The organism is Arthrobacter sp. CDRTa11, from assembly GCF_026427775.1.
In the GTDB taxonomy this organism is placed as follows: domain Bacteria; phylum Actinomycetota; class Actinomycetes; order Actinomycetales; family Micrococcaceae; genus Arthrobacter.
The window spans coordinates 3,058,170-3,081,320 of the sequence record NZ_CP044532.1; the positions used below are offsets into that span (position 1 = coordinate 3,058,170).

At 64.9% G+C, this 23,151-nt stretch carries 21 protein-coding genes; 5 read left to right on the forward strand and 16 right to left on the reverse strand.

The genetic code is table 11. From position 1 onward, the window contains the following. Positions 1-89 precede the first annotated feature (89 nt). The 4 genes from F8G81_RS13715 to F8G81_RS13730 all read right to left on the reverse strand — a co-directional run bounded on the left by F8G81_RS13715 (position 90) and on the right by F8G81_RS13730 (position 3,193). Complete coding sequence (locus F8G81_RS13715) at positions 90-332, reverse strand: hypothetical protein (RefSeq protein ID WP_267275278.1); 243 nt, start codon at positions 330-332, stop codon at positions 90-92. Between the two features lie 16 nt (positions 333-348). Next, positions 349-723: a DUF948 domain-containing protein gene (locus tag F8G81_RS13720; protein WP_267279219.1), complete on the reverse strand. Its 375-nt coding sequence runs from the start codon at positions 721-723 to the stop codon at positions 349-351. A 144-nt stretch (positions 724-867) separates the two neighbouring features. Beyond that, on the reverse strand, positions 868-1,494 hold the full coding sequence (gene rpsD, locus F8G81_RS13725; RefSeq protein WP_111905420.1) for a 30S ribosomal protein S4: 627 nt from the start codon (positions 1,492-1,494) through the stop codon (positions 868-870). A gap of 256 nt (positions 1,495-1,750) precedes the next feature. Continuing rightward, on the reverse strand, positions 1,751-3,193 hold the full coding sequence (locus tag F8G81_RS13730; RefSeq protein ID WP_267275279.1) for a replication-associated recombination protein A: 1,443 nt from the start codon (positions 3,191-3,193) through the stop codon (positions 1,751-1,753). Between the two features lie 78 nt (positions 3,194-3,271). Here F8G81_RS13730 and F8G81_RS13735 point away from each other — a divergent pair, with 78 nt between their 5' ends. After that, complete coding sequence (locus F8G81_RS13735; RefSeq protein ID WP_267275280.1) at positions 3,272-3,946, forward strand: acVLRF1 family peptidyl-tRNA hydrolase; 675 nt, start codon at positions 3,272-3,274, stop codon at positions 3,944-3,946. Between the two features lie 7 nt (positions 3,947-3,953). Here F8G81_RS13735 and F8G81_RS13740 read toward each other — a convergent pair whose 3' ends face one another. Together F8G81_RS13740 and aspS are read right to left on the reverse strand one after the other, a co-directional pair. Continuing rightward, positions 3,954-4,751, reverse strand: a complete 798-nt coding sequence (locus F8G81_RS13740) for a GNAT family N-acetyltransferase (RefSeq protein ID WP_267279220.1) — start codon at positions 4,749-4,751, stop codon at positions 3,954-3,956. A 151-nt stretch (positions 4,752-4,902) separates the two neighbouring features. Further along, positions 4,903-6,672 (reverse strand): aspartate--tRNA ligase, encoded by a 1,770-nt coding sequence (aspS, locus tag F8G81_RS13745; RefSeq protein WP_267275281.1) that lies wholly within the window; start codon positions 6,670-6,672, stop codon positions 4,903-4,905. 108 nt (positions 6,673-6,780) lie between these two features. Here aspS and F8G81_RS13750 point away from each other — a divergent pair, with 108 nt between their 5' ends. Beyond that, complete coding sequence (locus F8G81_RS13750) at positions 6,781-8,025, forward strand: APC family permease (RefSeq protein ID WP_267275282.1); 1,245 nt, start codon at positions 6,781-6,783, stop codon at positions 8,023-8,025. Positions 8,026-8,124: 99 nt separating this feature from the next. Here F8G81_RS13750 and hisS read toward each other — a convergent pair whose 3' ends face one another. Beyond that, positions 8,125-9,483: a histidine--tRNA ligase gene (hisS, locus tag F8G81_RS13755; RefSeq protein ID WP_267279221.1), complete on the reverse strand. Its 1,359-nt coding sequence runs from the start codon at positions 9,481-9,483 to the stop codon at positions 8,125-8,127. A 239-nt stretch (positions 9,484-9,722) separates the two neighbouring features. Between hisS and F8G81_RS13760 the strand changes: the two genes are divergently transcribed. From F8G81_RS13760 to F8G81_RS13770, 3 genes are all read left to right on the forward strand, one after another. Then, positions 9,723-10,529 (forward strand): peptidylprolyl isomerase, encoded by an 807-nt coding sequence (locus F8G81_RS13760; RefSeq protein WP_267275283.1) that lies wholly within the window; start codon positions 9,723-9,725, stop codon positions 10,527-10,529. A gap of 457 nt (positions 10,530-10,986) precedes the next feature. Then, entirely contained in the window at positions 10,987-12,537 is a 1,551-nt protein-coding gene (locus F8G81_RS13765; protein WP_267279222.1) for a DUF349 domain-containing protein, read from the forward strand. A 137-nt stretch (positions 12,538-12,674) separates the two neighbouring features. Continuing rightward, a complete protein-coding gene (locus F8G81_RS13770) occupies positions 12,675-13,361 on the forward strand; it encodes a type IV toxin-antitoxin system AbiEi family antitoxin (protein WP_267275284.1) in 687 nt (228 codons plus the stop codon). Here F8G81_RS13770 and F8G81_RS13775 read toward each other — a convergent pair. The 9 genes from F8G81_RS13775 to pdxT all read right to left on the reverse strand — a co-directional run bounded on the left by F8G81_RS13775 (position 13,242) and on the right by pdxT (position 23,147). Continuing rightward, positions 13,242-15,635 carry a RelA/SpoT family protein gene (locus tag F8G81_RS13775; protein WP_416377054.1) on the reverse strand — a complete coding sequence of 798 codons (2,394 nt, stop codon included), beginning with the start codon at positions 15,633-15,635 and terminating at the stop codon, positions 13,242-13,244. The two genes, F8G81_RS13770 and F8G81_RS13775, sit on opposite strands and share 120 nt — an antisense overlap. Positions 15,636-15,773: 138 nt before the next feature. After that, positions 15,774-16,793 (reverse strand): protein translocase subunit SecF, encoded by a 1,020-nt coding sequence (secF, locus tag F8G81_RS13780; RefSeq protein WP_267275285.1) that lies wholly within the window; start codon positions 16,791-16,793, stop codon positions 15,774-15,776. Then, positions 16,793-18,550 carry a protein translocase subunit SecD gene (gene secD / locus F8G81_RS13785; protein ID WP_267275286.1) on the reverse strand — a complete coding sequence of 586 codons (1,758 nt, stop codon included), beginning with the start codon at positions 18,548-18,550 and terminating at the stop codon, positions 16,793-16,795. Before secD ends, secF begins: the two co-directional genes overlap by 1 nt. A gap of 113 nt (positions 18,551-18,663) precedes the next feature. Then, a complete protein-coding gene (gene yajC, locus F8G81_RS13790; protein WP_267275287.1) occupies positions 18,664-19,059 on the reverse strand; it encodes a preprotein translocase subunit YajC in 396 nt (131 codons plus the stop codon). A 188-nt stretch (positions 19,060-19,247) separates the two neighbouring features. After that, on the reverse strand, positions 19,248-20,336 hold the full coding sequence (gene ruvB / locus F8G81_RS13795; protein ID WP_267275288.1) for a Holliday junction branch migration DNA helicase RuvB: 1,089 nt from the start codon (positions 20,334-20,336) through the stop codon (positions 19,248-19,250). Continuing rightward, positions 20,329-20,973: a Holliday junction branch migration protein RuvA gene (gene ruvA, locus F8G81_RS13800; RefSeq protein ID WP_267275289.1), complete on the reverse strand. Its 645-nt coding sequence runs from the start codon at positions 20,971-20,973 to the stop codon at positions 20,329-20,331. The genes ruvB and ruvA overlap by 8 nt, the downstream gene beginning before the upstream one ends. A 90-nt stretch (positions 20,974-21,063) precedes the next feature. Then, the gene (gene ruvC, locus F8G81_RS13805) at positions 21,064-21,642 is read right to left on the reverse strand and encodes a crossover junction endodeoxyribonuclease RuvC (protein WP_267275290.1); all 579 of its coding nucleotides are present in this window, start codon (positions 21,640-21,642) and stop codon (positions 21,064-21,066) included. Between the two features lie 35 nt (positions 21,643-21,677). Then, positions 21,678-22,433: a YebC/PmpR family DNA-binding transcriptional regulator gene (locus F8G81_RS13810; protein ID WP_267275291.1), complete on the reverse strand. Its 756-nt coding sequence runs from the start codon at positions 22,431-22,433 to the stop codon at positions 21,678-21,680. 3 nt (positions 22,434-22,436) lie between these two features. Beyond that, complete coding sequence (pdxT, locus tag F8G81_RS13815) at positions 22,437-23,147, reverse strand: pyridoxal 5'-phosphate synthase glutaminase subunit PdxT (protein ID WP_267275292.1); 711 nt, start codon at positions 23,145-23,147, stop codon at positions 22,437-22,439. Positions 23,148-23,151 lie beyond the last annotated feature (4 nt).

Genomic DNA, 23,151 nt, shown 5'->3' on the forward strand with positions numbered 1-23,151 from the left:
TCACGCTTTTCCTCGCGTGAGAGTTTTGATTCAGACGGCAGCTCCGGATGAGCGGAACTGCTGGTTTAATTCTCCGCTGTTTCCGCGGGTCAGCGGCGGGCCAGGTCCTGGGACTCGACGCCAAGGGCGGTCCGCAGATCGGTCTCGCGCTCTTGCATTCCGGAGCGGACGGCGTCGGCGAATTCATAGAGGCCGTCAGTCAGCCTGCCCACGGCACGGTTCAGGCCCTCCGGCCCCAGGTTGGACTGGAGATTGGACTGCGCTTCGCTGATCTTGCGGAAAGCGATGATGCCGATGGCGACGCCGATTCCCATCCAAACAAGTCGTTTCATGTTCTTCTCCGGTGGCTTAGCGGCTGCGACGGCCGGCGGCGGGCTTCTTGCGGTTGGCCAGGGCGGTGCGGACGCCGTAGCTGAAGGCTGCCACCTTGATCAGCGGTGACCCGACCGTAGCGGCAACCAGGGAGGACAGCGCGGAAAGGTTCGCGGAGGCATCGGAAACGTTGGAGGCAATGCCGTCCACTTTTTTCAGCTGCTGGTTGGTGGTGGACACCGTGGCGGTGACTTCGTCCATGAGTGGAGTGGCGCCGTCGCTGATGGAACGGATGGAGGTGCGGACCTCATCCAACACCCTCCCGAGCTTCAGGATCGGCACGGCCAGCAGCAGCACCAGGAGCGCAAACACCCCGGCAGCGATCAGGCCGGCAATATCGCCACCAGACATAGACATTCATCTCCTCGAAATTCTGTGGATCTGCTCCAACTGCGTCTGCGCACGCCGCGCGTTCCGCAGATGTCCCCCAAGTACCTTACATACAAAGAAGCCCGCGGCGCTTGCCACGGGCTTCTCTGGATGCGCTGGTGAAATCTAGCGTGCGTAGAATTCGACGACGAGCTGCTCTTCGCAGGTTACGGGAACCTCGGAGCGCTTCGGGCGGCGGACCAGGCGTGCCTGCAGGGCGTCAAGCTTGACGTCCAGGTAGGCCGGAACCTGGGGCAGGACGTCGCGGTGTGCGCCGGCTGCTGCAACCTGGAGCGGAACCATGGTTTCGCTGCGGCTGTGGACGTGGACCAGCTGGCCTTCGCCTACGCGGAAGGACGGGCGGTCAACGCGGATGCCGTCAACCAGGATGTGGCGGTGCACCACGAGCTGGCGGGCCTGGGCGATGGTGCGGGCGAAACCTGCACGCAGCACGAGGGCGTCAAGACGCATTTCGAGCAGTTCGATCAGGTTTTCACCGGTCAGGCCCTTGGTGCGGCGTGCTTCTTCGAAGGCACGGGTCATCTGGGCTTCGCGGATGCCGTACTGGGCGCGCAGACGCTGCTTTTCGCGCAGACGTACGGCGTAGTCGGAGTCCTGCTTCTTGCGGGCACGGCCATGCTCACCGGGGCCGTACGGACGGCGCTCCATGTACTTGGCGGCCTTGGGGGTCAGAGCGATGCCGAGTGCACGCGAGAGGCGTGCTGTACGGCGAGCACGAGTGTTGTTAGCCACTTGTGTCCTTCCAATATCTGCGGTGTGTCAGTGTTACTGGCCTCCACGATGGAGAGCATCGGCCAACCGCTGCCTTTTGCTACTGGGCGCAGGGCAACCCCAACCAAACAGCATGGAATACTGAAATCAGCGGGGGTGTGCGTCTGTGCCTTGCCAGACAACGAACAATCTTACCAGTGTTGCCCGGTTTTCCCCTATTTCCCTCAGCGGGCCAGCTACTTCCCTCCGACGGGCCTGCTACTTCCTTAGGACGGACTCAGTCGCCGCGGATGATCTTTCGGAGCCGTTCAAGCCGTACGGCAATATCCCGTTCCGCGCCATTGGCCGTGGGTTCGTAGTAGTTCCGGCCCACGAGGTCATCGGGCGGATACTGCTGGGTGGCTACCGAATGCGGGGCATCGTGGGCGTATTTGTAGCCGAGGCCGTGCCCGAGCTGTTTTGATCCGGGATAGTGGGCGTCGCGCAGGTGCGGGGGGATCCCGTTGCCCAATCCTGCACGGACGTCGGCAACAGCTTTGTTGATCCCCAGGTAGGCAGCGTTGGATTTCGGTGCCGTGGCAAGGTGCACCACGGCTTCGGCCAGCACGAGCCGCCCCTCCGGCATGCCGATCAGCTGGACGGCCTGTGCAGCGGCCACGGCGGTCTGAAGTGCCGTGGGATCCGCCATGCCAACGTCTTCGGCGGCCGAGATCACTATTCGCCTCGCAACGAACCGGGGGTCCTCCCCCGCCTCCAGCATTCGGGCCAGGTAGTGCAGGGCCGCGTCCACGTCAGAGCCCCGGATGGATTTGATGAAGGCGCTGGCAACGTCATAGTGCTGGTCGCCGACCCGGTCATACCGGACGGCTGCAACGTCCAGGGCCCGTTCCGTGTGCTTCAGCTCAACCATGATGGGAGCGTTTGTTTCACCGGCTGCGCCGTCGACGTCGTCGGCGTCGCCAAAGGCAACCCCGGCCGCTGCCTCGAGGGCGGTCAGGGCGCGGCGTGCGTCCCCGCCGGAAAGCCGCACCAGGTGGGCAAGCGCCTCTGCGCTGAGCTCCACCTTCCCGTTGAGCCCGCGTACGTCAGTGACAGCCCGGAGGAGCAACCCCTCGATATCGTCATCGGTCAGGGGCTTCAGCGTGAGCAGGAGGGACCTGGACAGAAGCGGCGAGACAACCGAGAAGGACGGGTTTTCCGTGGTTGCCGCCACCAGGACCACCCAGCGGTTTTCCACCCCCGGCAGCAGGGCGTCCTGCTGGGCTTTGTTGAAGCGGTGGATCTCATCAAGGAAGAGAACCGTGGTGGTTTTATACAGATCCCTGGCAGTCAACGCGTCGTCCATCACGCGCCGCACGTCCTTGATCCCGGCGGTGACCGCGGACAGCTCCACAAACTTCCGCCCTGGCCCCCTGGCGATGACATGGGCCAGGGTTGTCTTCCCGGTTCCGGGCGGGCCCCAGAGGATCAGCGAGCTGGGACCGGCAGGCCCTGCAGCGTTGGCGCCCGCTGCAAGCTGGCGCAGTGGTGACCCCTTGCCCAGCAGGTGCTGCTGGCCAACAACGTCATCCAACGTACGTGGGCGCATCCTGACGGCAAGGGGGCTTCGCGGGGAGGCCTTGGCCCCCGAAGCTGACCTGCCCGCCGTTCCCCCGGCCGGCGACGGTTCGGTGCCTTCGTCGTCGTCGTTACCGGGCCCTTGGCCGAAGAGATCATCCACATAGATAGGCTACTTGCAGTTCACCCATCGAATTCCCAGTTCTCCGCCAGCCCTCCATCCATCCCAAAGGATCCCGCAATGACCGCATCCGCCCCAGCCGGCGGCGGACGTCCCGCGTCCGTCCGGACGGCCTTTGTGCCGGGGTCCAGACTGCTGGGCTGGGCAGGCCGTTTCGGCGCCGCTCACGGCGGCTTCGGGCTCACTGAGGAGGACGACGGCGTCCGGCTCACCGCTGCAGACGGCGCCACTGCGCTCCTCCAGGCTCCCTGGCCGGTGGATGGCCGTCCGGGACGCGGGGCTGACGAACTGGAACGGCTGGCAGCCCTCGCCTCCCAGCCCCGGCGGCTGGCCCTGGTCCTGGTCCGGCGTGGAGGTTACGGCCTTGCGGTGGCCAGCGAGGGTGTCATTCTCACGTCCAAAGTGGGTTCCAAGTATGTGCAGTCAAAGACGGCGGCCGGAGGCCAGTCGCAGCAGAGGTTTGCCCGGCGCCGGTCCAACCAGGCTGATTCACTTTTGCAGGCCGCCGCCGAGCAGGCCCGCCTGGTGTTCTCCGGCCAATCCTTCGAGTATGTCGTTCCGGGAGGGGACCGCACGTTGGTTGGCCTGGTGTTGGAGGATCCGCGCCTGTCAGCTTATGCACGGGTGCCACGGCTCGCGTACCTCGATGTGCCTGACCCCAAAGCAGCGGTGGTTCAGAAGGCGGCTGTGGATGCGTGCGCGGTGCGGATCCAGGTAACCGACCCCGTGTCGTAAGCGTCTCTCAGCATCCGGTCCGGGCGCGGAGTGGCCGTTCCTGCCGGTACGCGTAGCGGCCCGCTTCCCGGAAACCTGCCTTAGCGTAAAGGGTTTGCGCCCCGGTGTTCGCCGCCGTCACCAGCAGCCACAGCTCTTCGGCGCCGGCTTCCGCTGCACCTTCCATGAGCGAATGCAACACCCGGCCAGCGAGCCCTTGGCGGCGCAAACCCGGCCGTGTAGCCATCCCGTAGATGCCGCCATAACAGCCACCCCCCGCCAAGGGAGGGGCCAGGGGAAGGGCCAGGCGTCCGACGGCGGCGGGAGCGCCGTCGTCGGACCTCACCAGTGCATACAGGGAGGGACACCCGGTCAGGATGGTGCGGGCGGTTTCCAGTTCCGGGGCGCCGCCCCGGCCGTCAACGCTCCACCACAAGTCAAGCCACTCATCCGTGGGCTGGTCCGACAATTCCGCTGCCGGGCGGCCGGGCGGCCGGACTGGAGCAGTCCGGCTTGTGTCCGGACCGGAACTGCGGGCCATGATCAGGGTTTCCGACTGGCGCGTGTAGCCCTGCGCATCCAGCACCGCGTTCAGGGCTGCGTTGCGCGGAGTGTCGGTGACCTGGTAAATCGGCGGCAGCCTGCGCCGCCGGTACCACAGCGAAGCCTCGCGGACGGCACCGGGAATGTCCCGGGCTTCGGCTTGAGGCCAGACAGAGTTGGCCCGTTGCGTCACACCGCCCGCGGCCCGGAGCGTCCACTCCCCCGTGTCATGCCGCTCGGGAGCAGGCCAGGCGGCATCCATCAGGGCCTCGTACGTTTCCATCGTGGGCACTGTTTCCTCCTGGCGGGTTCCCCCTGGCCGATGACTGGGGGCACTAAGCGCTGAAGGCTCCCCTTTCCAGGGGAGCCTTCAGTTCACGAGCTGTTGTGACGGCGGCCGGGCCGCGGGTGCCGGCTTGGTGCCGGACTTTCGCCTAGGCCTTTTTGGCTTCCGGCTTGAAGTCCACGCCGGCTTCCTTGCGCTGCTGCGCGGTGATGGGGGCCGGTGCCTGGGTCAGCGGGTCGTAGCCGTTGCCGGTCTTCGGGAAGGCAATGACGTCGCGGATGGACTCGACACCTGCCAGAAGTGCCACCACGCGGTCCCAGCCAAAGGCGATGCCGCCGTGCGGCGGCGCACCGAACTTGAAGCCCTCCAGCAGGAAGCCGAACTTTGTCTGGGCATCTTCCTTATCCAGGCCCATCAGTTCAAAGACGCGTTCCTGGACATCGCGCTCGTGGATACGGATGGATCCGCCGCCGATTTCGTTGCCGTTGCAGACGATGTCGTAGGCATAGGACAAAGCCGATTCCGGGTCCTTGTCGAACGTCGCCAGGAACTCGGGCTTGGGTGAGGTGAAGGCGTGGTGGACTGCCGTCCACTTGCCGGCACCAACGGCGACGTCGCCGGAGGCCACGGCGGCAGCAGCGGGTTCGAACATCGGCGCGTCAACCACCCAGCAGAAAGCCCAGTCGCTGGGGTCGATCAGTCCGGTCCGGTGGCCGATTTCCACACGGGCGGCACCCAGGAGGGCGCGGGCCGAGGACTTCTCCCCGGCCGCAAAGAAGATGCAGTCGCCGGGCCTGGCGCCCACGGCATCCGCCAGGCCGTCGCGCTCGGCGTCCGTCAGGTTCTTGGCAACCGGCCCGGCCAGTTCCCCGTCTTCCTTGAAAAGGACGTAGGCCAGTCCCTTGTGCCCGCGCTGCTTGGCGAATTCCTGCCAGCCGTCCAGGGTCCGCCGCGGCTGCGAGGCACCGCCGGGCATCACCACAGCGCCGACGTACGGTGCCTTGAAGACCCCGAAGTTGGTGTCCTTGAAGAACTCGGTGAGCTCGGTCAGTTCCACGCCGAAACGAAGGTCAGGCTTGTCAGAGCCGTACCGCGCCATGGCGTCCGCATAGGTGATGCGCTGGATCGGTGTGGGGATCTCGACGTCGATCAGCTTCCATACAGCCTTGACGATGTTTTCGCCCAGGGCAATGATGTCGTCCTGGTCCACGAAGCTGGCTTCGATGTCCAGCTGGGTGAACTCCGGCTGGCGGTCTGCGCGGAAGTCCTCATCCCGGTAGCAGCGCGCAATCTGGTAGTACTTCTCGAAGCCACCCACCTGCAGCAGCTGCTTGAAAAGCTGCGGTGACTGCGGAAGCGCGTACCAGGAACCCGGCGCCAGGCGGGCGGGAACCACAAAGTCCCGGGCGCCTTCCGGCGTCGAGCGCGTCAGGGTGGGCGTCTCGATCTCGACGTAGCCCTCGGTGTGAAGCAGCTCGCGGGCTACCCGGTTGGCTTCGGAGCGCAGCCGGAGGTTGCGGCTGGGGCCAGGGCGGCGCAGGTCCAGGTAGCGGTGCTTCAGGCGCGCTTCCTCGCCCACTTCAACGTGCTCATCGATCTGGAAGGGCAGGGGTTCGGAGGTGTTGAGAATGACCACCTTGTCGGCCATGACCTCGATCTCGCCGGTGGCCAGCGCCGGGTTCTCGTTGCCCTCGGGCCGCTTGGAGACAGTGCCGGTGACCTGCAGGACGTACTCGTTGCGCAGACCGTGGAAGACCTCTTCCTCACGCACCACAACCTGGGCAACGCCGGAGGCATCGCGCAGGTCCACGAATGCGACACCACCGTGATCACGACGGCGGCCCACCCAGCCGGCCAGGGTTACGGTTTGTCCAATGTGCTCGGAGCGAAGGGATCCGAGGTCATGTGTGCGCAGCACAGCACGCCTTTCTGAAGGAGACAGCGGGAAAGCAGAGTGAAATTGAATAGGATCGTTCCGGGAACGATCCTGTCTGAGTTTACCCGTTCGAAAGGGACTACCGGCTCCATGACCGCGCATCAGCAACTTCAGCGCAGGCTCGGCGTGTTCGACGCCACCTCGATCGGACTCGGCTCCATGCTCGGGGCAGGTGTGTTCGTTGTCTTCGCTCCGGCGACGGCCCTGGCGGGCAACTTCCTGGTGCTGTCGGTGCTGATTGCCGGGGCCGTGGCCTATTGCAATGCCGTCGCCTCGGCGGAACTTGCCGCGCGGTATCCGTCCAGCGGCGGCACATATGTTTACGGCCGGGAGCGGCTGGGCGAATGGCCAGGCTTCCTGGCCGGCTGGGGTTTCGTGACAGGCAAGACCGCTTCCTGCGCAGCCATGGCCCTGACGTTCGGACACTACGTGGCCCCGGGCTACGCCATCCCGGTGGCGGTGGCTGCCGTGGTGGCTCTGACGGTGGTCAACCTGCTGGGGATCACCCGCACGGCGCTGCTGACCAGGATCCTGCTGTGTGTTGTGCTTGCCACCCTGGTCTTTGTGGCGATCGCCAGCATTGCTGGCCCGCATCCTGCCGGAACTGCGGCCGAGACGGACGCCCTGGGTGGCGCCGGGGGTATTCTGCCCGCGGCGGGCCTGATGTTCTTCGCCTTTGCCGGTTACGCCCGGATTGCGACGTTGGGTGAAGAGGTCAAGGATCCGGCCAGGACCATTCCCCGCGCCATTCTCGCTGCCCTTGCCGCTGCCTTTGCCATCTACCTGGCACTGGCGCTGCTGCTGCTGAACCACCTGCCTGACGGCCAACTCGCCGCCTCAAGAGCGCCCCTGCTCGATGCTGTTCTGAACTCCGGATTGGCTGCGGGCGCTCCCCTGGTGCAGGCCGGCGCGGCGGCGGCATGCCTCGGCGCCCTCCTTGCGCTGATTACAGGGGTGGGCAGGACCACCTTGGCCATGGCCCGGGAACGGGACCTGCCCGGCCCGTTGGCGCGTGTTGGGGGCAAGCACACGGTTCCGTTTGTGGCGGAACTGACAGTGGGCGCCGTCGTGATCCTCTTGCTGCTGACCACGGACGTGATGACCGTGGTGGGATTCTCCAGCTTTGGCGTGCTGATCTACTACGCGGTGGCCAACGCTGCCGCCTACACCTTGGCCGAGCACCCCGGACACGCGCCACGGTGGCTCAATGGCGTGGGCTTCTTCAGCTGCCTTCTCCTGGCCTTCACCCTGCCGGCCATGTCTGTGCTGGGCATGGCCTTGGTGCTGGCGGCCGGGGTAGCCGGCCGCTTCCTGGTGCTCCGGCTGCGCCGCTGACTCCAGCCGTCGTGGGGCACTTTGCTCCACCGGACCCCCGAAACCGGCTCAAAGCACGGCGTGTCCGTGTCGAAGTGCCCCGTTTCGGCCGTGGCCCGCTCAGACCGGCTGCGCCGCCACCGTTTTCACCTGGACAGAAAGGTCTTCCGACGGCGGCGTCCACTGTGCGGGGTCGGCGTCGGCCTGGTCTCCGGAACGGATGTCCTTGACCTGGTGATTGCCGTCGTCGTCCGTGAACCAGACAAAAGGAATTCCGCGGCGGTCCGCGAACTTGATCTGCTTGCCGAACTTCTCGGCCTTCGCCGCCACTTCGGTGGCGATTCCGCGTTCGCGGAGCTGGGCCGCGACGTCCTGTGCTGCACCCCAGCTGTCGTCGTTGGTGAGGGCGACCAGGACAACTGTGGGCACGGAACGCGAGGCCTTGGCCAAGTCCTGGCTGAGGATCCTGGACACCAGACGCGTGACGCCAATGGAGAGGCCGACGCCGGGAAACTTGCGGTTGCCCTTGCTGGCCAGGGCGTCATATCGGCCGCCGGAGCAGATGGACCCCAGCTGCTCGTGCCCCACCAGGACTGTCTCCACTACCGTTCCGGTGTAGTAGTCCAGGCCGCGGGCGATGCTGAGATCGGCCACAACCTTGCCGGGCGCACGCTGCACCGCCGCCTCGATTACCTGTTCAAGTTCGTTCAAGCCCTCGTCGAGGAGGTCATTGCTGACACCCAGCGCGCGGACCTGTGCCACAAATGACGTGTCCTCGGTGCGGATTGCGGCGAGCTGCAGCGCCGCTTGGGCCTGCTCATCGCTGGCGCCGAGCTCGGTCTTCAGGAGTTCGGCCACCTTGGCGGGGCCGATCTTTTCCAGCTTGTCGATGCTGCGCAGCACCCCTGCGGTGTCATCCAGGCCTATGCCGCGGTAGAAGCCTTCGGCCAGCTTGCGGTTGTTGATGCGCAGCCGGAAGTCCGGAATGGGCAGGGCGCTGAGCGCCTCGGCAATGACCAGCGCGATCTCCACGTCATAGCGGAACGGCAGCTCGCCGTCGCCCACTACATCGATGTCTGCCTGGGTGAATTCCCGGGCACGGCCCTCCTGGGGACGTTCGCCGCGCCAGACCTTCTGGATCTGGTAACGCCGGAACGGGAAGGCCAGGTAACCGGCATTTTCCACGACGTATCGGGCAAAGGGCACTGTGAGGTCGAAGTGCAGGGCCAGGGCGTGGGGATCGTGCTTGCCCGCTTTGGCGTCGTCCTCATCATCCTGGAGACGGCTCAGTCCATAGACTTCTTTGTCGATCTCGCCCTTCCGCAGCAGCTGGCCCACGGTTTCTACGGCCCGCGTCTCGATCGAGGCAAAGCCGTGCAGCTCGAAAACCCGGCGCAGCGTATCCAGCACATGCAGCTCCACCAGCCGCTCCTCGGGAAGCCACTCGGGGAAGCCGGACAGGGAGGCGGTGCGTGCCATGGTGGAAATTCTCCTCTTGATGAAGGGTGCCTGGGACTTTGCCCGGCATTCGGGCCGAAACGGGGCCAGAACGGCGGCAGTCCAGCCAGTCATGCATAAACTATGTGCGGCAGTCAGTTTATGCGCCTTCCGCCTGCATCTCTAATGGGGCGGAGCATGGCGTTAAACCGGTGCCGACAGACATCGTGCGCACGGGCCGTCCAGCGGGCCGTAACGCAGCCAGACAAACAGGAGGACCCTTGGCGGCCAGTTCACGCAGTGCCCGCGAAGCCAAACGGCGCATCCAGCAGATGGAAGCAAAACGCGAGCTGCGGCGGGAGCAGGAGAAACGGCGCAAGCGGGACAATATGATCGCCATCGGTGCGGGTACCGCCGCGGTGGTGCTCGCCGTCGTGCTTCAGCTCACGGCCTTTGCCGGCAACCCCACCGAAGAGGAATTCGCGGCAGCTGAGGCAGGGTTGAAGACGCCGTCGGCCTCCCCCACGCCGTCCGCCCCGCCCACGAACGCCGCCAACATTCCGGCCCCGGACACCGCGGCCGGCAAGGTATTTACCGGCGAGTTGCTGCTGAACAGGGGGACGGTAGGGGTGGAACTCGACGGCACCAAGGCACCGCAGGCTGCTGCCGTTTTTAAGTCCTTGAGCGACCAGGGCTATTACAACGGCTCCAACTGCCACCGGCTGGCTACGAGCGAAACCTTCGGCCTGCTTCAGTGCGGGTCCAAGACCGGTGACGGCGCCTCGGACCCGGACTACAACTGGGGCCCGCTGGAAAACACGCCCGCGGACAACACCTATCCTGCCGGCACCATTGCGGTGGCCAGGTCCGGAAACAACGCCTATGGGAACGGGACCCAGTTCTTCATCGTCTATAAGGACACGGTCATACCGGCCGATACCGCCGGCGGTTACAGCGTGGTGGGCAAGGTGACATCAGGACTGGACGTGGTGACGAATATAGCTGCCGCCGGAATCGCGGGAGGCGGAAATGCCACAGACGGCGCACCCGCGGAACCAGTCACGATAGACTCGTTTTCTCTGAAGTAGGAAGCCCGGTCCTTGGGACTGCGGTGCAGTACGTGAGTATTTCCCTCCAAGCGAAAGACTTTTAGCGGTGACAGACAGTCAGAAATCCGACGAAACAGCAGCAGACCTGACCGAGGCGACGACGCCCACGGTAGACGGGACCGCGGCTGGACAGGCCGTGGCCGGCGACGCAGCACATGACGAGGCCGTAACCGGCGGGCCTGCGGTTGACGAGGGAGAAGTTGCAGAGGGAGCAGCTGACGAGGCTGTTGCCGAACCAGCAGCCCAGGAGTCCCCCGCGGAACAGGCCCCGGAAGCAAGCGAATCCGCAACGGCCGAAGCCGAACCGGCTGAGTCCGAACACGCTGAATCCGAACAAGCCGAAGAGGCTGTGGTGCCGGACGCTGCGCCCGAGGAGCCTGCCGCTGAAGAAGCCGCCGAATCCGCCACGGAGGGTGCACCCGCCGCCGACGCACCTGTGGAGGATGTCGCCGCGGAGGATGTTTCCGCTGAGGCGCCGGCAACGGAGGACGCGCCTTCTGAGGCGCCCGCCGAATCCGCGGCGCCGGCGGAAGCCGGTGCACCTGCTGCTGCTGAAGCCCCCGCTCCAAAAGAATCAGCTGTTCCCGCTCCAGAAGAATCAGCCGCCCCCGCCGCTGCGCCGGTGCCCACTCCGGCACCACGTCCGGCACCGTCGCCCGCAGCCTTCGCAGCCCGTCCCAAACCGGCCGCCGCGGCACCCGCCGCAGCTCCGGCACCTGTGGCTTCCGCTACCTCTCTGGCAGAAGCGGCACGTTGGGGCCGCGTCGAGGGCGACGGGCACGTCTTCCTGACCATCGACGGTGAAGAGCACCCCGTGGGCCAGTACCCCGGGGTCAGCGATGACGAAGCCCTTGCTTACTTCGCCAGGAAATACGACGACGTCGTAGCCCAGATCGTCCTCCTCGAGCAGCGCGTCAGTTCCAAGGCGCCCAGCACGGACATGCAGAAGACCGTCAACCACCTCCGTGAGCAGCTGGCCGAGCGGAACATGGTGGGTGACCTGCGTGCGGCAGAGGCCCGCCTGGACAGGCTCTCCGAACAGATTTCGGAACTGGAGAAAACCGAAAAGGCAGAGCACGACGCCGTCCGCGCGTCAGAGATGGCCGCCCGGGAAGCGATCGTGGCCGAGGCAGAGGAAATCTCCGGCCAGGATCCCTCCCAGATCCAGTGGAAGACCTCCAGCGCCCGGATGAACGAACTGTTCGAAAGCTGGAAGACAGCACAGAAGAGCGGCGTCCGGCTGGGCCGCAGCAACGAAGACGCCCTGTGGAAGCGCTTCCGTGCTGCGCGCACCGTTTTTGACCGCCACCGCCGGGCATATTTCTCCCAGCTGGACAGCAACAACTCGGCCGCGAAGTCTGCCAAGGAAAAGCTCATCGCTGAGGCTGAGGCCCTCTCCACGTCAACGGACTGGGGATACGCCGCGGGCGAATACCGCCGCCTGATGGACGAATGGAAAGCCTCCCCGCGTGCCAGCCGGAAGGACGACGACGCCCTGTGGGCCCGCTTCCGTGCTGCCCAGGATGTTTTCTTCACGTCGCGGCAGGCCGCCAATGAGGAGATCGACCAGGAATACGCGGCAAACCTTACCGTGAAGGAAGCGCTCCTGGTTGAAGCCAACTCCATCCTCCCAGTCAAGGATCTGGCTGCCGCCAAGAAGGCGCTCCAGTCCGTCCGTGACCGCTGGGAAGAAGCCGGCAAGGTCCCCCGTGCGGATATGGGACGGATCGAGGCGGGCCTGCGCAAGGTAGAAGACGCCGTTCGGCACGCCGAAGAGGAAAACTGGCAGCGGTCCAACCCTGAGACCAAGGCCCGCACCAACAGCGCGCTGTCCCAGCTGGAGGCGGCTATCGCCGGTCTGCAGGATGACCTGGCCAAGGCCGAGAAAGCCGGGGACCAGCGGAAGATCAAGTCCGCCCGGGAAGCGCTCGAGGCACGGCAGGCCTGGTTGGACCAGATCCAGCGTTCAGCCAGCGAACTCTCCTAAGCTGCCGTTCCTCGATCCGCCGTAGGGAATCCAACGCACGGCATGAGCAGATCAGCGTAACGCAGGTCCGGCTCCGGTTATCCACATAACCGGAGCCGGACCTGTCTCGTTGTGGGCAAGCACGGCAAGATGGCTGGATGGCTGCAGCATCCCCACCCGAGTACCCGGACCTATATTCACCGGGGCGGCCCTTTAGCTGGCCAGAACTCCAATCGCTTGCTGCCGACGGCGTGCTGGCCCGGTTCCACCAGCAGGGCTACTCACTTCCGGACACCCACACCTCACCGCAACTGCGTGCAAGGGCCGCGGCCAACTATGTGCCTGCAGGCATCAGGCAACGGGTGGTTGCCGGGCGCATGACTGCTGCCTGGATCTACGGCTGTGCTGCGGAGCCGGACCGGCTGGCACTCCTGGTGGATGCCAAACGCCGGGTCTCCAGCCTGCGCAACACGCGCGGGTGCACGCTCCACGAGGTCAGGCTGGGCCCGTTTGATGTCGTCAGCCTGGGTGGGCTGATGGTCTCCAGTCCGCTGCGGACAGCCCTGGACATTGCCCTCCATGTGGAAGCCCAGCGGGCCATCCCCGCTCTGGAGGGGCTGCTGGCCCGGCCCGAAAAGGACGTGAAGCTGCGCCTCCTGATCCTGGCCATTGAATCGACGCCCAGGGTGCCCCACAAAAAGGCCGCCCTGGAAAAGCTTGCCCTGCTAGCTCCGGCGCTTGTTGCCTGTAGTCCTGTACACGTCAAAGACACCGTCGATCCGCCGCACAGCGCTGAGCACGTGGCTCAGGTACTTGGGGTCGCCCATCTCGAACGCGAACTTTGAGATTGCCACACGGTCCGTGGAGGTATGCACGCTGGCCGCAAGGATGTTCACATGGTTCTCTGACAGGACCCGCGTGACATCGGACAGCAGCGACTTGCGGTCCAGCGCTTCCACCTGGATCTCCACCAGGAAAACACTGGACTGTGTGGGTGCCCAGTCCACATCAACAATCCTGTCCGGCTGGTCCTTAAGGTCGGAGATGTTGGTGCAGTCCGTGCGGTGCACCGACACCCCGGAGCCCCGGGTAACGAAGCCGAGGATCGGATCGGGCGGGACAGGGGTGCAGCAGCGGGCAAGCTTCACCCAGACGTCCCCCACCCCGCGGACCACCACGCCGGAATCGGAGAACCGGGCCTTGGTGACCTGCGTGGGGATGCTGACTTCGGTGATGTCTTCGTCGGTGCTTTCGTTCCCGCCAAGGCTTTCGACGAGCTTTTCCATCACGGACTGGGCTGACGTGTGTCCGTCGCCCACTCCGGCGTACAGGCCAGAGATGTCCACATATTTGAAGTCAGCAGCCACGGCCGCCAGAGCTTCATGTGTCATCAGGCGCTGGAGGGGAAGGTTCTGTTTCCGCATGGCCCGCGTCAACAGTTCCTTGCCACGGTCAATCGCCTCTTCGCGGCGTTCCTTGCTGAACCACTGGCGGATCTTGTTCCGGGCCCTGGCGCTCTTAACGAAGTGCTGCCAGTCCTGGCTGGGGCCGGCGCCTTCTGCTTTCGAGGTGAAGATTTCCACCCAGTCGCCGTGGTTCAGCTCGCTGTTCAGCGGAACAAGCTTGCCATTTACCCTGGCGCCGATGGTGCGGTGCCCCACTTCGGTATGCACGGCATAGGCGAAGTCCACGGGGGTGGATCCGGCAGGCAGGGCCATGACCTCGCCCTTTGGGGTAAAGACAAAAACTTCCCGGGCGTTGATCTCAAAGCGCAGGGAGTCCAGGAATTCGCCGGGATCGGAGGTTTCCTGCTGCCAGTCCACCAGGGACCTGAGCCAACCCATGTCGCCGTCGCGCGGGCTGCCCGGTCCGGTGGCCGTCCGGTTTGGCTGGTCCTTGTACTTCCAGTGCGCCGCCACACCGTACTCAGCGCGCCGGTGCATTTCGTGCGTCCGGATCTGGATCTCCACAGGCTTTCCGCCCGGGCCGATCACGGTGGTGTGGAGGGACTGGTACATGTTGAACTTGGGCATCGCGATGTAGTCCTTGAACCGCCCCGGCAGCGGATTCCAGCGCGAATGCATGGTGCCCAGCGCGGCATAACAGTCCCGGACCGAATCCACCAGCACCCGGACACCCATGAGGTCGTTGATGTCGTCGAAGTCCTTGTCCCGCACCACCATCTTCTGGTAAATCGAGTAATAGTGCTTGGGCCTGCCGGTAATGGTGGCCTTGATCCGGGCGGTCCTGAGGTCCTCGGTGATCTGGTCCCGGATGACCCCCAGGCTCTTCTCCCGCTCCGGGGTGCGGTCCCCCACCATCCGGACGATTTCCTCATAGACCTTGGGATATAGGGCCGCAAAGGACAGGTCCTCCAGCTCCCACTTGATGGTGTTCATCCCGAGGCGGTGCGCCAGTGGTGCGAAGATCTCCAGGGTTTCGCGCGCCTTGCGGGCAGAGGATTCGGCCGAGACGAAGCGCCAGGTGCGGGCATTGTGGAGCCTGTCGGCCAGCTTGATCATGAGGACGCGGATGTCCTTGGCCATGGCCACGACCATCTTGCGCACTGTCTCAGACTGGGCAGCTTCACCGAAGCTGACCTTGTCCAGCTTGGTCACACCGTCCACCAGCATGGCAACTTCCGGCCCGAAATCCCGCTTCAGGTCCGCCAGCGTGTACGGAGTGTCCTCCACGGTGTCATGGAGGAGTGCTGCGGCGAGGGTGGTGCCGCTCAGCCCGAGTTCCGCCAGGATGGTCGCAACCGCCACCGGGTGGGTGATGTAGGGGTCGCCGCTTTTGCGCTTCTGGCCGCGGTGGCTGCGCTCAGCGACGTCGAAGGCGCGCTGGATGAGGTCAAAGTCTTCTTTGGGGTTGTTTGCCCGGACGGTCCGCAGCAGCGGCTCAAGGATGGGCGAATAATTGACCGCACTGCGCCCGGTGAGGCGTGCGAGCCGGGACCGGGTCCGTTCCCTGCGTCCGGGAAAGGTGGCACGCGAACCCGAGTTGTCCACGGGTATCACCGGGCCGGGGCGGCCGGAAGCGGCCAGCCCGGTCTGCGGTCCGGGGCCTGGACTGTTATCCCCGTTTGCCGTTGGCGCCGACGCCGAACGTTCTTCCAATGAAGCACCCCTCACAACCCGTTTAATTACTTCAGTCTATTCCTCCGTCAGTACACATTTGTAACCGGCCCTTAAATGCGAACGGGCCGGATTGCATCGGTATTCCGATGCAATCCGGCCCGCTCCTGCAGGTTTCGCTCAGGCTTGGGCGGGCGCGGCCGGAGCGGCTGCCCGTGCCGCCGTCTCTGCCCGGCGGTGCTCCACGCGTTTGGCCTGCTTCACCAGTTCAGGTTCGTTCTGGCGAAGCCAGGCGTACATCGGTGCGGCGATGAAGATGGTGGCGGCCGTGCCGATCAGGATTCCGACGAACAGCGCCAGCGAAAGGTCGCGAAGGGTGCCCGCCCCCAGCAGCCCGGCACCAATAAAGAGGATGGCACCAACGGGCAGGATGGCAACCATCATGGTGTTGATGGAGCGCACCAGGGTCTGGTTCACGGCGAGGTTGACCTCCTCACCAAAGGTACGGCGGGTTGAGGCATCAATGTCGGCCGTGTTCTCGCGGATCTTGTCGAACACTACCACCGTGTCATACAGCGAGTAGCTGAGCACGGTAAGGAAGCCGATGATGGCTGACGGTGTCACTTCAAAGTCGCTCAGCGCGTAGACTCCGGCGGTGATGAACATTGTCACCGCCATGCCCGCAATCGCCGAGAGCGACATTTTCCACGTCCTGAAGTACAGCGCCATCAGCACGGCGGCCAGCACCACAAAGATCACCAGACCGAGCAGGGCCTGTTTGGTGACGTCAGCCCCCCACGTCGGTCCCACAAAGGTGGATGTCACCTCGTTGTCGGTCACCCCATAGGCGGCGGTGAGGCCTTCCTTGATCTTGAGGGTCTCTTCATCCGTGAGCTTGTCAGTCTGGATGCGCATGGTGGTTCCGGCTACGTTGGCCACCCGGGGAATGCTCCCGGCCACAACATCCTGGACCGCCTTTTCGCCGGCCGCAGCATCGGTGGTCTTGACATTCGAGACGGTGAACTCGGAACCGCCGCGGAACTCGATCCCCAGGTTGAACCCGCCCTTGGCGACCGGGATCAGGATTGACAGCGCGACGGCAACCACCGCGATGAGGAACCAGATCTTCTTGGCACCCACGAAGTCGTAGGAGCGCTTGCCGGTGTAAAGCTCGTTACCGAAATTGGCGAAGCTGGACATTACTTGTTCTCCTTGGCTGCGCTCTTGGAGGAGCCGGCGAGCTGCTCCTGCTTTTCAGCGAGGCGGCGTTCCGCGATGGTCATCCTGCGTTCTGCCTCCGCTGCTGCTCCGCTGTTCTTTGCACGGACCACCGAGGGCTTGGCCTCGGGGGTGCGCAGGCGCCCGGCGCCACGGTACAGCGGGACTGCGCCAAGGCGCTTCGGGTCAAGGCCGGAGAAACGGTGGCCCTCGCCGAAGAATTTGGTGCGCGCCAGCAGCCGCAGCGTCGGGTGGGTGAACATAAACACCACGATGAGGTCGGCAATGGCGGTGAGCCCGAGGGTGAAAGCGAACCCGCGGACGTTGCCAACAGCCACGAAGTACAGCACCAGGGCAGCCAGCAGGTTCACGGCCTTCGAGGCCAGGACCGTGCGCTTGGCCCGCTTCCAGCCGTTCTCGACGGCGGAAACAAGTCCCCGGCCCTCGCGAAGCTCATCACGAATTCGCTCGAAGTAAACAATGAAGGAGTCAGCGGTCTGGCCGATGGCCACGATGATGCCGGCGACGCCAGCCAGGGAGAGCCGATAGTTCTCGGTCCAGCCCAGGACAGCGATGGCGAGGTACGTCAGCACACCGGCCACCACCAGGGAGGCAATGGTGACAAAGCCCAGCGCACGGTACTGGAACAGCGAATACACCACCACCAGGAGCAGGCCGATAACACCGGCGAGGAGTCCCATCCGGAGCTGTTCGCCACCGAGGGTTGCGGAGATCTGCTGCTCGCTCTGAATTTCGAAACTGATGGGCAGCGCGCCAAAGCGGAGCTGGTCGGACAGTGCCTTGGCCGACTGCTCGGTGAATCCGCCGGTGATCTGCGGCCGCCCGTCGGTGATGACGGCAAGGGCGCGGGGCGCAGAGATGACCTGGTCATCCAGGACAATGGCGAACTGGGCCTTTGGGTCGGTTCCGGCGTCACCGCCGGCTGCGACGTAGAACTGGTTCAGGCGCTCGGTAACCTCTTTGAACTTCGCGGTGCCTTCATCGTTGAACTGGATGTTGACTGCCCACTCGTTCGTGACGGCACCCTGCGCACCCTGCTGCAGCTGGAACGAGGACGTCACAATGTTGGTGCCCTTAACCTCGACGGGGCCGAGGATGTACTTGACCGCGGGCGAGGACGCAGTGGCGGGCTCACATGTCACCAGAGGCTTGGTGGGCTCTGAACGTTCCTGCCGGTCCTGGGCCGGGTTGTCACAGTCAAGGCTTTCGAACTGGCGGTAGAGCTCAGGGGTGATCCAGTTGATGTCGCTGCTGTTGGCAGGCTCGGCTGTCGGCTTGGGCAGCTGTTCCTCCGGCGTCTGCGACTCAGCGGGAACAGCTGCACCTGGTCCATTCAGCAGGACGGGGCGAAAGTTCATATCCGCCGAAGCCTGGATAAGGGCCCGGGTCTGGGATGACGGGGTGCCCGGGAGGCTGACCACAACGTTCCGGCCGGACTGCGTGCTGATCTCCGCCTCAGCCACACCGGAACCATCAACGCGCTGGCGAATGATGGACACCGCCTGGTTGAGCTGCTCCTCATTAATGTCCGAATTGCCCTCAACCTTGGGCGCCAGGATCATCTGCGTGCCGCCTTCAAGGTCCAGCGCCAGCTTGGGAGCCCAGCTTGCCTGCCCGGACATGGTGCCGCCGGCCAGGACTGCGGTCAGCACGGCGATAATTACGCCGAGCCAGACCAGCACCCTGAGCGCTGAGTTTTTGGGGCCAGTTCGTGCCATTGTTGATCTTTCTCTTATTTACGGAGGACCGCCGGTGCGAGCCCGTGCTCTTACCGGCGGCAGATCCGAAGCCGTAGACGCGTGGTAGCGAGGGTTGCCGTGCGGCAGCCCGGCTAGCTGTCCTTTTTGCCTTCGTCGTTGAGGCGCTTAAGGGTTTCGTCCGGCGTCTCGGCAGCAGGTGCGGTTGGCCCTGATTCGTCCGCGGTCAGGGACGAAGCATCGTTGGGGACAACGGACGGCTCGTCCTCGGCAATGACGGCCGGTTCAACAATCTTGGTGACGGCCTGGCGGTGGACGGTGGCAAGGTTGCCGGGTGAAAGCTCCAGGACGACCTTGTTCTCTTCATCGTCCATCGAGACGATGCGGCCAAAGAGACCGAAGCTCGTCATGACCTCAACGCCAGGGGCGAACTGGGACTGCAGCGTCGCCTGCTGCTCCTTGGTCTTCTTGTTGCGGCGGAACATCATAAAGATAAAGATTCCGAGCATGGCGAACAAGACGATGTTCATTGGATCCACAGGGATGTTTCCGTTCTGTACTGGCGTATTTTGGTGTAGGCAGCGTCCGCTTTGAACCGTGTGGCCTGGCGGAAAACTGTGTGCCGTCCACCGGCGGCTGATAATGCCGCCTGCGGGAACAAAGACCCGAACGTGCCGGGCGTCATACCAGTCTAAAGGGAAAACCTGAAAGGACGGTGCTATTGGCCGTTCGGAGGCCAATCCGCCGCAGATTCTTCATCGTCAGGATCGGTGCTGAACAGATCCAGGGGCTCCTGCCCAAACACTCCGGCCGGAACGGCAAAACCAAGGTGGGTCCAGGCGGGGGCCATGGCAATACGGCCACGCGGAGTTCGTCCCAGCAGTCCTTCCCGGACCAGGAACGGCTCAGCCACCGTTTCGACGGTCTCGGTCTCCTCCCCCACCGCGATGGCCAGGGTGGACAGGCCCACGGGCCCGCCGCCGAATTTTGTGATGAGCGCCTCCAGGACGGCACGGTCCAGCCGGTCCAGGCCCTTCTTATCCACTTCATACATATCCAGCGCGGCGGAGGCGGCGCGGGCATCTATCTGTTCGATGCCATGCACCAGGGCCCAGTCGCGGACACGGCGAAGCAGACGGTTGGCGATACGGGGTGTGCCACGGGACCGTCCTGCGATTTCACTGAACCCGGCGGAGTTGACCTTGAGGTCCAGTAGGCCGGCGGACCGCCTGAGAACCAGTTCCAGCTCGGCCACGGAGTAGAACTCCAGGTGCCCGGTGAACCCGAACCTGTCCCGCAGCGGGCCTGGCAGGAGTCCGGCCCGCGTGGTGGCGCCCACCAGGGTGAACGGCGGCAGCTCAAGCGGAATGGCGGTGGCACCGGCGCCCTTCCCCACCACTATGTCCACCCGGAAGTCCTCCATGGCCATGTAGAGCATTTCTTCGGCCGGCCGGGACATGCGGTGGATTTCGTCGAGGAACAGAACCTCGCCCTCGGAGAGCGAGGAAAGAATGGCGGCCAGGTCCCCCGCATGCTGGATCGCGGGACCGCTGCTGATCCGCAGCGGCGCGTTCATCTCGGCGGCCACGATCATGGCCAAGGTGGTCTTACCCAGCCCCGGCGGGCCGGAGAAGAGGACGTGGTCGGCGCTCCGGCCGCGCATCCTTGAAGCCTGCAGGACCAGCGAGAGCTGCTTGCGGACCCTGTGCTGGCCCACAAAATCATCCAGGTTCTTGGGCCGAAGCGCGGCCTCGATGGCCCGGTCCTCAGGCTCTTCCACCGCGGCCACCACCGAGGGCTCAGCCACGGCTGCCTACCCGGTTGCCGGCCCGGGCGCCGTCCTGGCCAAGCCAGCGAAGGGTGGTGCGCAGGATTTCTGCCACGTTGCCGCGGAAGGAAACTTCGGGTTCGTCCGCCAGCGCTTTCTCGATACTCGAGGCGGCGTCCTTTTCGGACCAGCCAAGGCTGGTCATGGCGGCCACCACCTGTGGCTTCCAGGCCGCTTCCGCAGGGGTGGCCGCGGCCACCGCGCCCGCGGTGCCGTGCGGCACCAGCTTTCCGGCGAGCTCAAGGACGATCCTGCCTGCCACCTTGGGGCCGATCCCGGGCACCTTTGTGAAGGTTTTGCTGTCACCGGTGTGGGCAGCAACCCGGATGGCTTCGGGTTCGTGGACCGCCAGCACCGCCAGGGCAAGGCGCGGGCCGACCCCGCTGACACTGAGGAGAACATCGAAAACTTCACGTTCGTCGTCGGAGGAGAACCCGAAAAGTGTCAGGGAATCCTCCCGGACGATCAGCGACGTAAACAGTTTTCCTTCTTCGCCGGTGCGCAGCCGGCTGAGGGTCTGCGGGGTGGCGTTGACGCTCATGCCCGCCCCGTTGAGGTCAATCACGGCCGTGGAAAGACCTACGTGCGCTACTGTTCCGCGAAGGAAACTGATCAAGGCCGGGCTCCTGGTGTACCGCCGGTGTGTTTGGTGCAAAACCGGCTATCCGAACATATCTACGAATACCCTAGCAAGGCGCCCGGACAATCAGCGCGCGCGGCGCGCCTTCGCCTCCGCGTCAGCCCAGGCCCGCTGGGCAGGTGTCAGCGAGGAACTGCCGGGGCCGGTGGTGGCCACGGCGGCGCCGCTGCCCGCACGCCAGGCGTGGGTGATGGCAAGGGCCAGGGCGTCGGCGGCGTCGGCAGGGCGCGGCGGCTCGTCGAGCCGAAGGATCTTGGTAACCAGCTTGGTCACGGCGTCCTTGTTGGACGTGCCGCTGCCGGTGACCGCAGCCTTGACTTCCGACGGCGTGTGCAGCGCCACCGGGATCCCGCGCCGGGCGGCGGCGGCGATCACCACCCCCGAGGCCTGGGCCACCCCCATCACCGTGCTGACGTTGAGTTGCGAAAAAACACGCTCGACGGCAAGGACGTGGGGTTCGTATCTGTCCAGCCAGTCATCAATGGCCAGGGCGATGACCAGCAGCCGCTGGTCCAGAGTCTCTCCCGGGGAGGTGCCCACCACCCCGACGGCCACCATGGTGGCCCGCCTGTTCCGTTCGACGTCAACGACGCCGATGCCGCAGCGGGTGAGCCCGGGGTCAACCCCCAGGACGCGCAGCGTCACGGCCCGGAAACAGTGCTAGTCCGCAAGGCGGAGAATCACTCGGCTTCCAGGGCGGCCTGGACTTCGTCGCTGAGGTCGGCGTTGCTGTAGACGTTCTGGACGTCGTCGAGCTCTTCCAGGGCATCCACCAGCTTCATGAACTTCTTGGCGGCGTCGAGATCCAGCGGCACCTGCATGGAGGGGACGAACTCGGCCTCATCGGTGTCGTATTCGATCCCGGCTTCCTTGAGGGCCTCGCGGATGGCCTGCAGGTCGGTGGGCTCGGAGTGGATCTCGAAGCTGTCGCCGTTGTCCTTGACTTCCTCTGCGCCGGCATCCAGGACCGCCATCAGGACGTCGTCCTCGGTCAGGTCCTTTTTGGGCAGGGACACAACGCCCTTGCGGCTGAAGAGGTAGCTCACAGAACCGGGATCGGCGATGGTGCCGCCGTTGCGGGAAATGGCCAGCCGCACTTCGGAGGCGGCACGGTTTTTGTTGTCCGTGAGGCACTCGATGAGCAGCGCAGAACCCTGCGGTCCGCGGCATTCGTACATGATCTCGGTGTAGTCCACCACTTCACCGGTCAGGCCGGCGCCGCGCTTGATGGCACGGTCGATGTTGTCTGCGGGCACGGAGGTCTTCTTGGCCTTGGTGACGGCAAGTTCCAGGCTCGGGTTGCCGGCCAGGTCCGGTCCGCCCATGCGGGCGGCAACTTCGATGTTCTTGATCAGTTTGGCGAACGACTTGGCCCGGCGGCTATCGAGGATGGCCTTCTTGTGCTTGGTCGTCGCCCATTTGGAGTGGCCTGACATGCTTTACGCTTCTCCTCTGATCATTCGAATAAAAAGTTCGTGTACGCGTTTTTCCCCAGTCACTTCCGGGTGGAAGGAGGTGGCCAGCAGTTGGCCTGAGCGCACGGCAACAATTCTAGCCGTCCCGGGCAGGGGCGCGGCGTGGGACGCATGCTCGGGGTCGGCAGGTTCCACCTGGGCCAGGACCTCCACCTCAGGGCCCACGCGCTCCACCCAGGGACCGCGGATGAAGACAGCATGGACGGGAGGGGTGCCGGCCTCAGTGGCACTGAAGTCCAGCCCTTTGAAGTCAAGATCGGTCTCGAACGACTCCCGCTGGCGCCCGAAGGCGTTGCGGCGAACGGTGATGTCCAGGCCGCCGAAGGTCTGCTGGGGTTCGCCGGCGAGATCGGTGGCTGGGTCCGCGATGTGGTCCGCCAGCAGGATCATTCCTGCGCAGGAACCGTATACCGGCAGGCCGTCCTTGATCCGGGCCCGCAGCGGCTCCGCCAGATCAAAGGCCCGCGCCAGCTTGTCGATGGCCGTGGATTCGCCGCCGGGAATGATCAGCCCGTCCAGGCCCTCAAGTTCGGAAGCACGACGGATTCCGACGCCGGCAGCACCGGCCGCCTCCACGGCGCGCAGGTGTTCGCGGAAATCGCCCTGAAGAGCCAGGACGCCGATCCGCAGGCCTGAGCCCACGCGTGCAGGAGCTGCCGAAAGGGGGTTTGTCATCCCT

Bases quoted from the DNA above. Each gene is read 5' to 3' on its own strand.
- secD (WP_267275286.1), bottom strand. From the start codon at position 18,550: ATGGCACGAACTGGCCCCAAAAACTCAGCGCTCAGGGTGCTGGTCTGG.
- F8G81_RS13715 (WP_267275278.1), bottom strand. From the start codon at position 332: ATGAAACGACTTGTTTGGATGGGAATCGGCGTCGCCATCGGCATCATC.
- F8G81_RS13750 (WP_267275282.1), top strand. From the start codon at position 6,781: ATGACCGCGCATCAGCAACTTCAGCGCAGGCTCGGCGTGTTCGACGCC.
- F8G81_RS13740 (WP_267279220.1), bottom strand. From the start codon at position 4,751: ATGGAAACGTACGAGGCCCTGATGGATGCCGCCTGGCCTGCTCCCGAG.
- pdxT (WP_267275292.1), bottom strand. From the start codon at position 23,147: ATGACAAACCCCCTTTCGGCAGCTCCTGCACGCGTGGGCTCAGGCCTG.
- F8G81_RS13720 (WP_267279219.1), bottom strand. From the start codon at position 723: ATGTCTGGTGGCGATATTGCCGGCCTGATCGCTGCCGGGGTGTTTGCG.
- F8G81_RS13735 (WP_267275280.1), top strand. From the start codon at position 3,272: ATGACCGCATCCGCCCCAGCCGGCGGCGGACGTCCCGCGTCCGTCCGG.
- yajC (WP_267275287.1), bottom strand. From the start codon at position 19,059: ATGAACATCGTCTTGTTCGCCATGCTCGGAATCTTTATCTTTATGATG.
- secF (WP_267275285.1), bottom strand. From the start codon at position 16,793: ATGTCCAGCTTCGCCAATTTCGGTAACGAGCTTTACACCGGCAAGCGC.
- hisS (WP_267279221.1), bottom strand. From the start codon at position 9,483: ATGGCACGCACCGCCTCCCTGTCCGGCTTCCCCGAGTGGCTTCCCGAG.
- F8G81_RS13770 (WP_267275284.1), top strand. From the start codon at position 12,675: ATGGCTGCAGCATCCCCACCCGAGTACCCGGACCTATATTCACCGGGG.
- F8G81_RS13810 (WP_267275291.1), bottom strand. From the start codon at position 22,433: ATGTCAGGCCACTCCAAATGGGCGACGACCAAGCACAAGAAGGCCATC.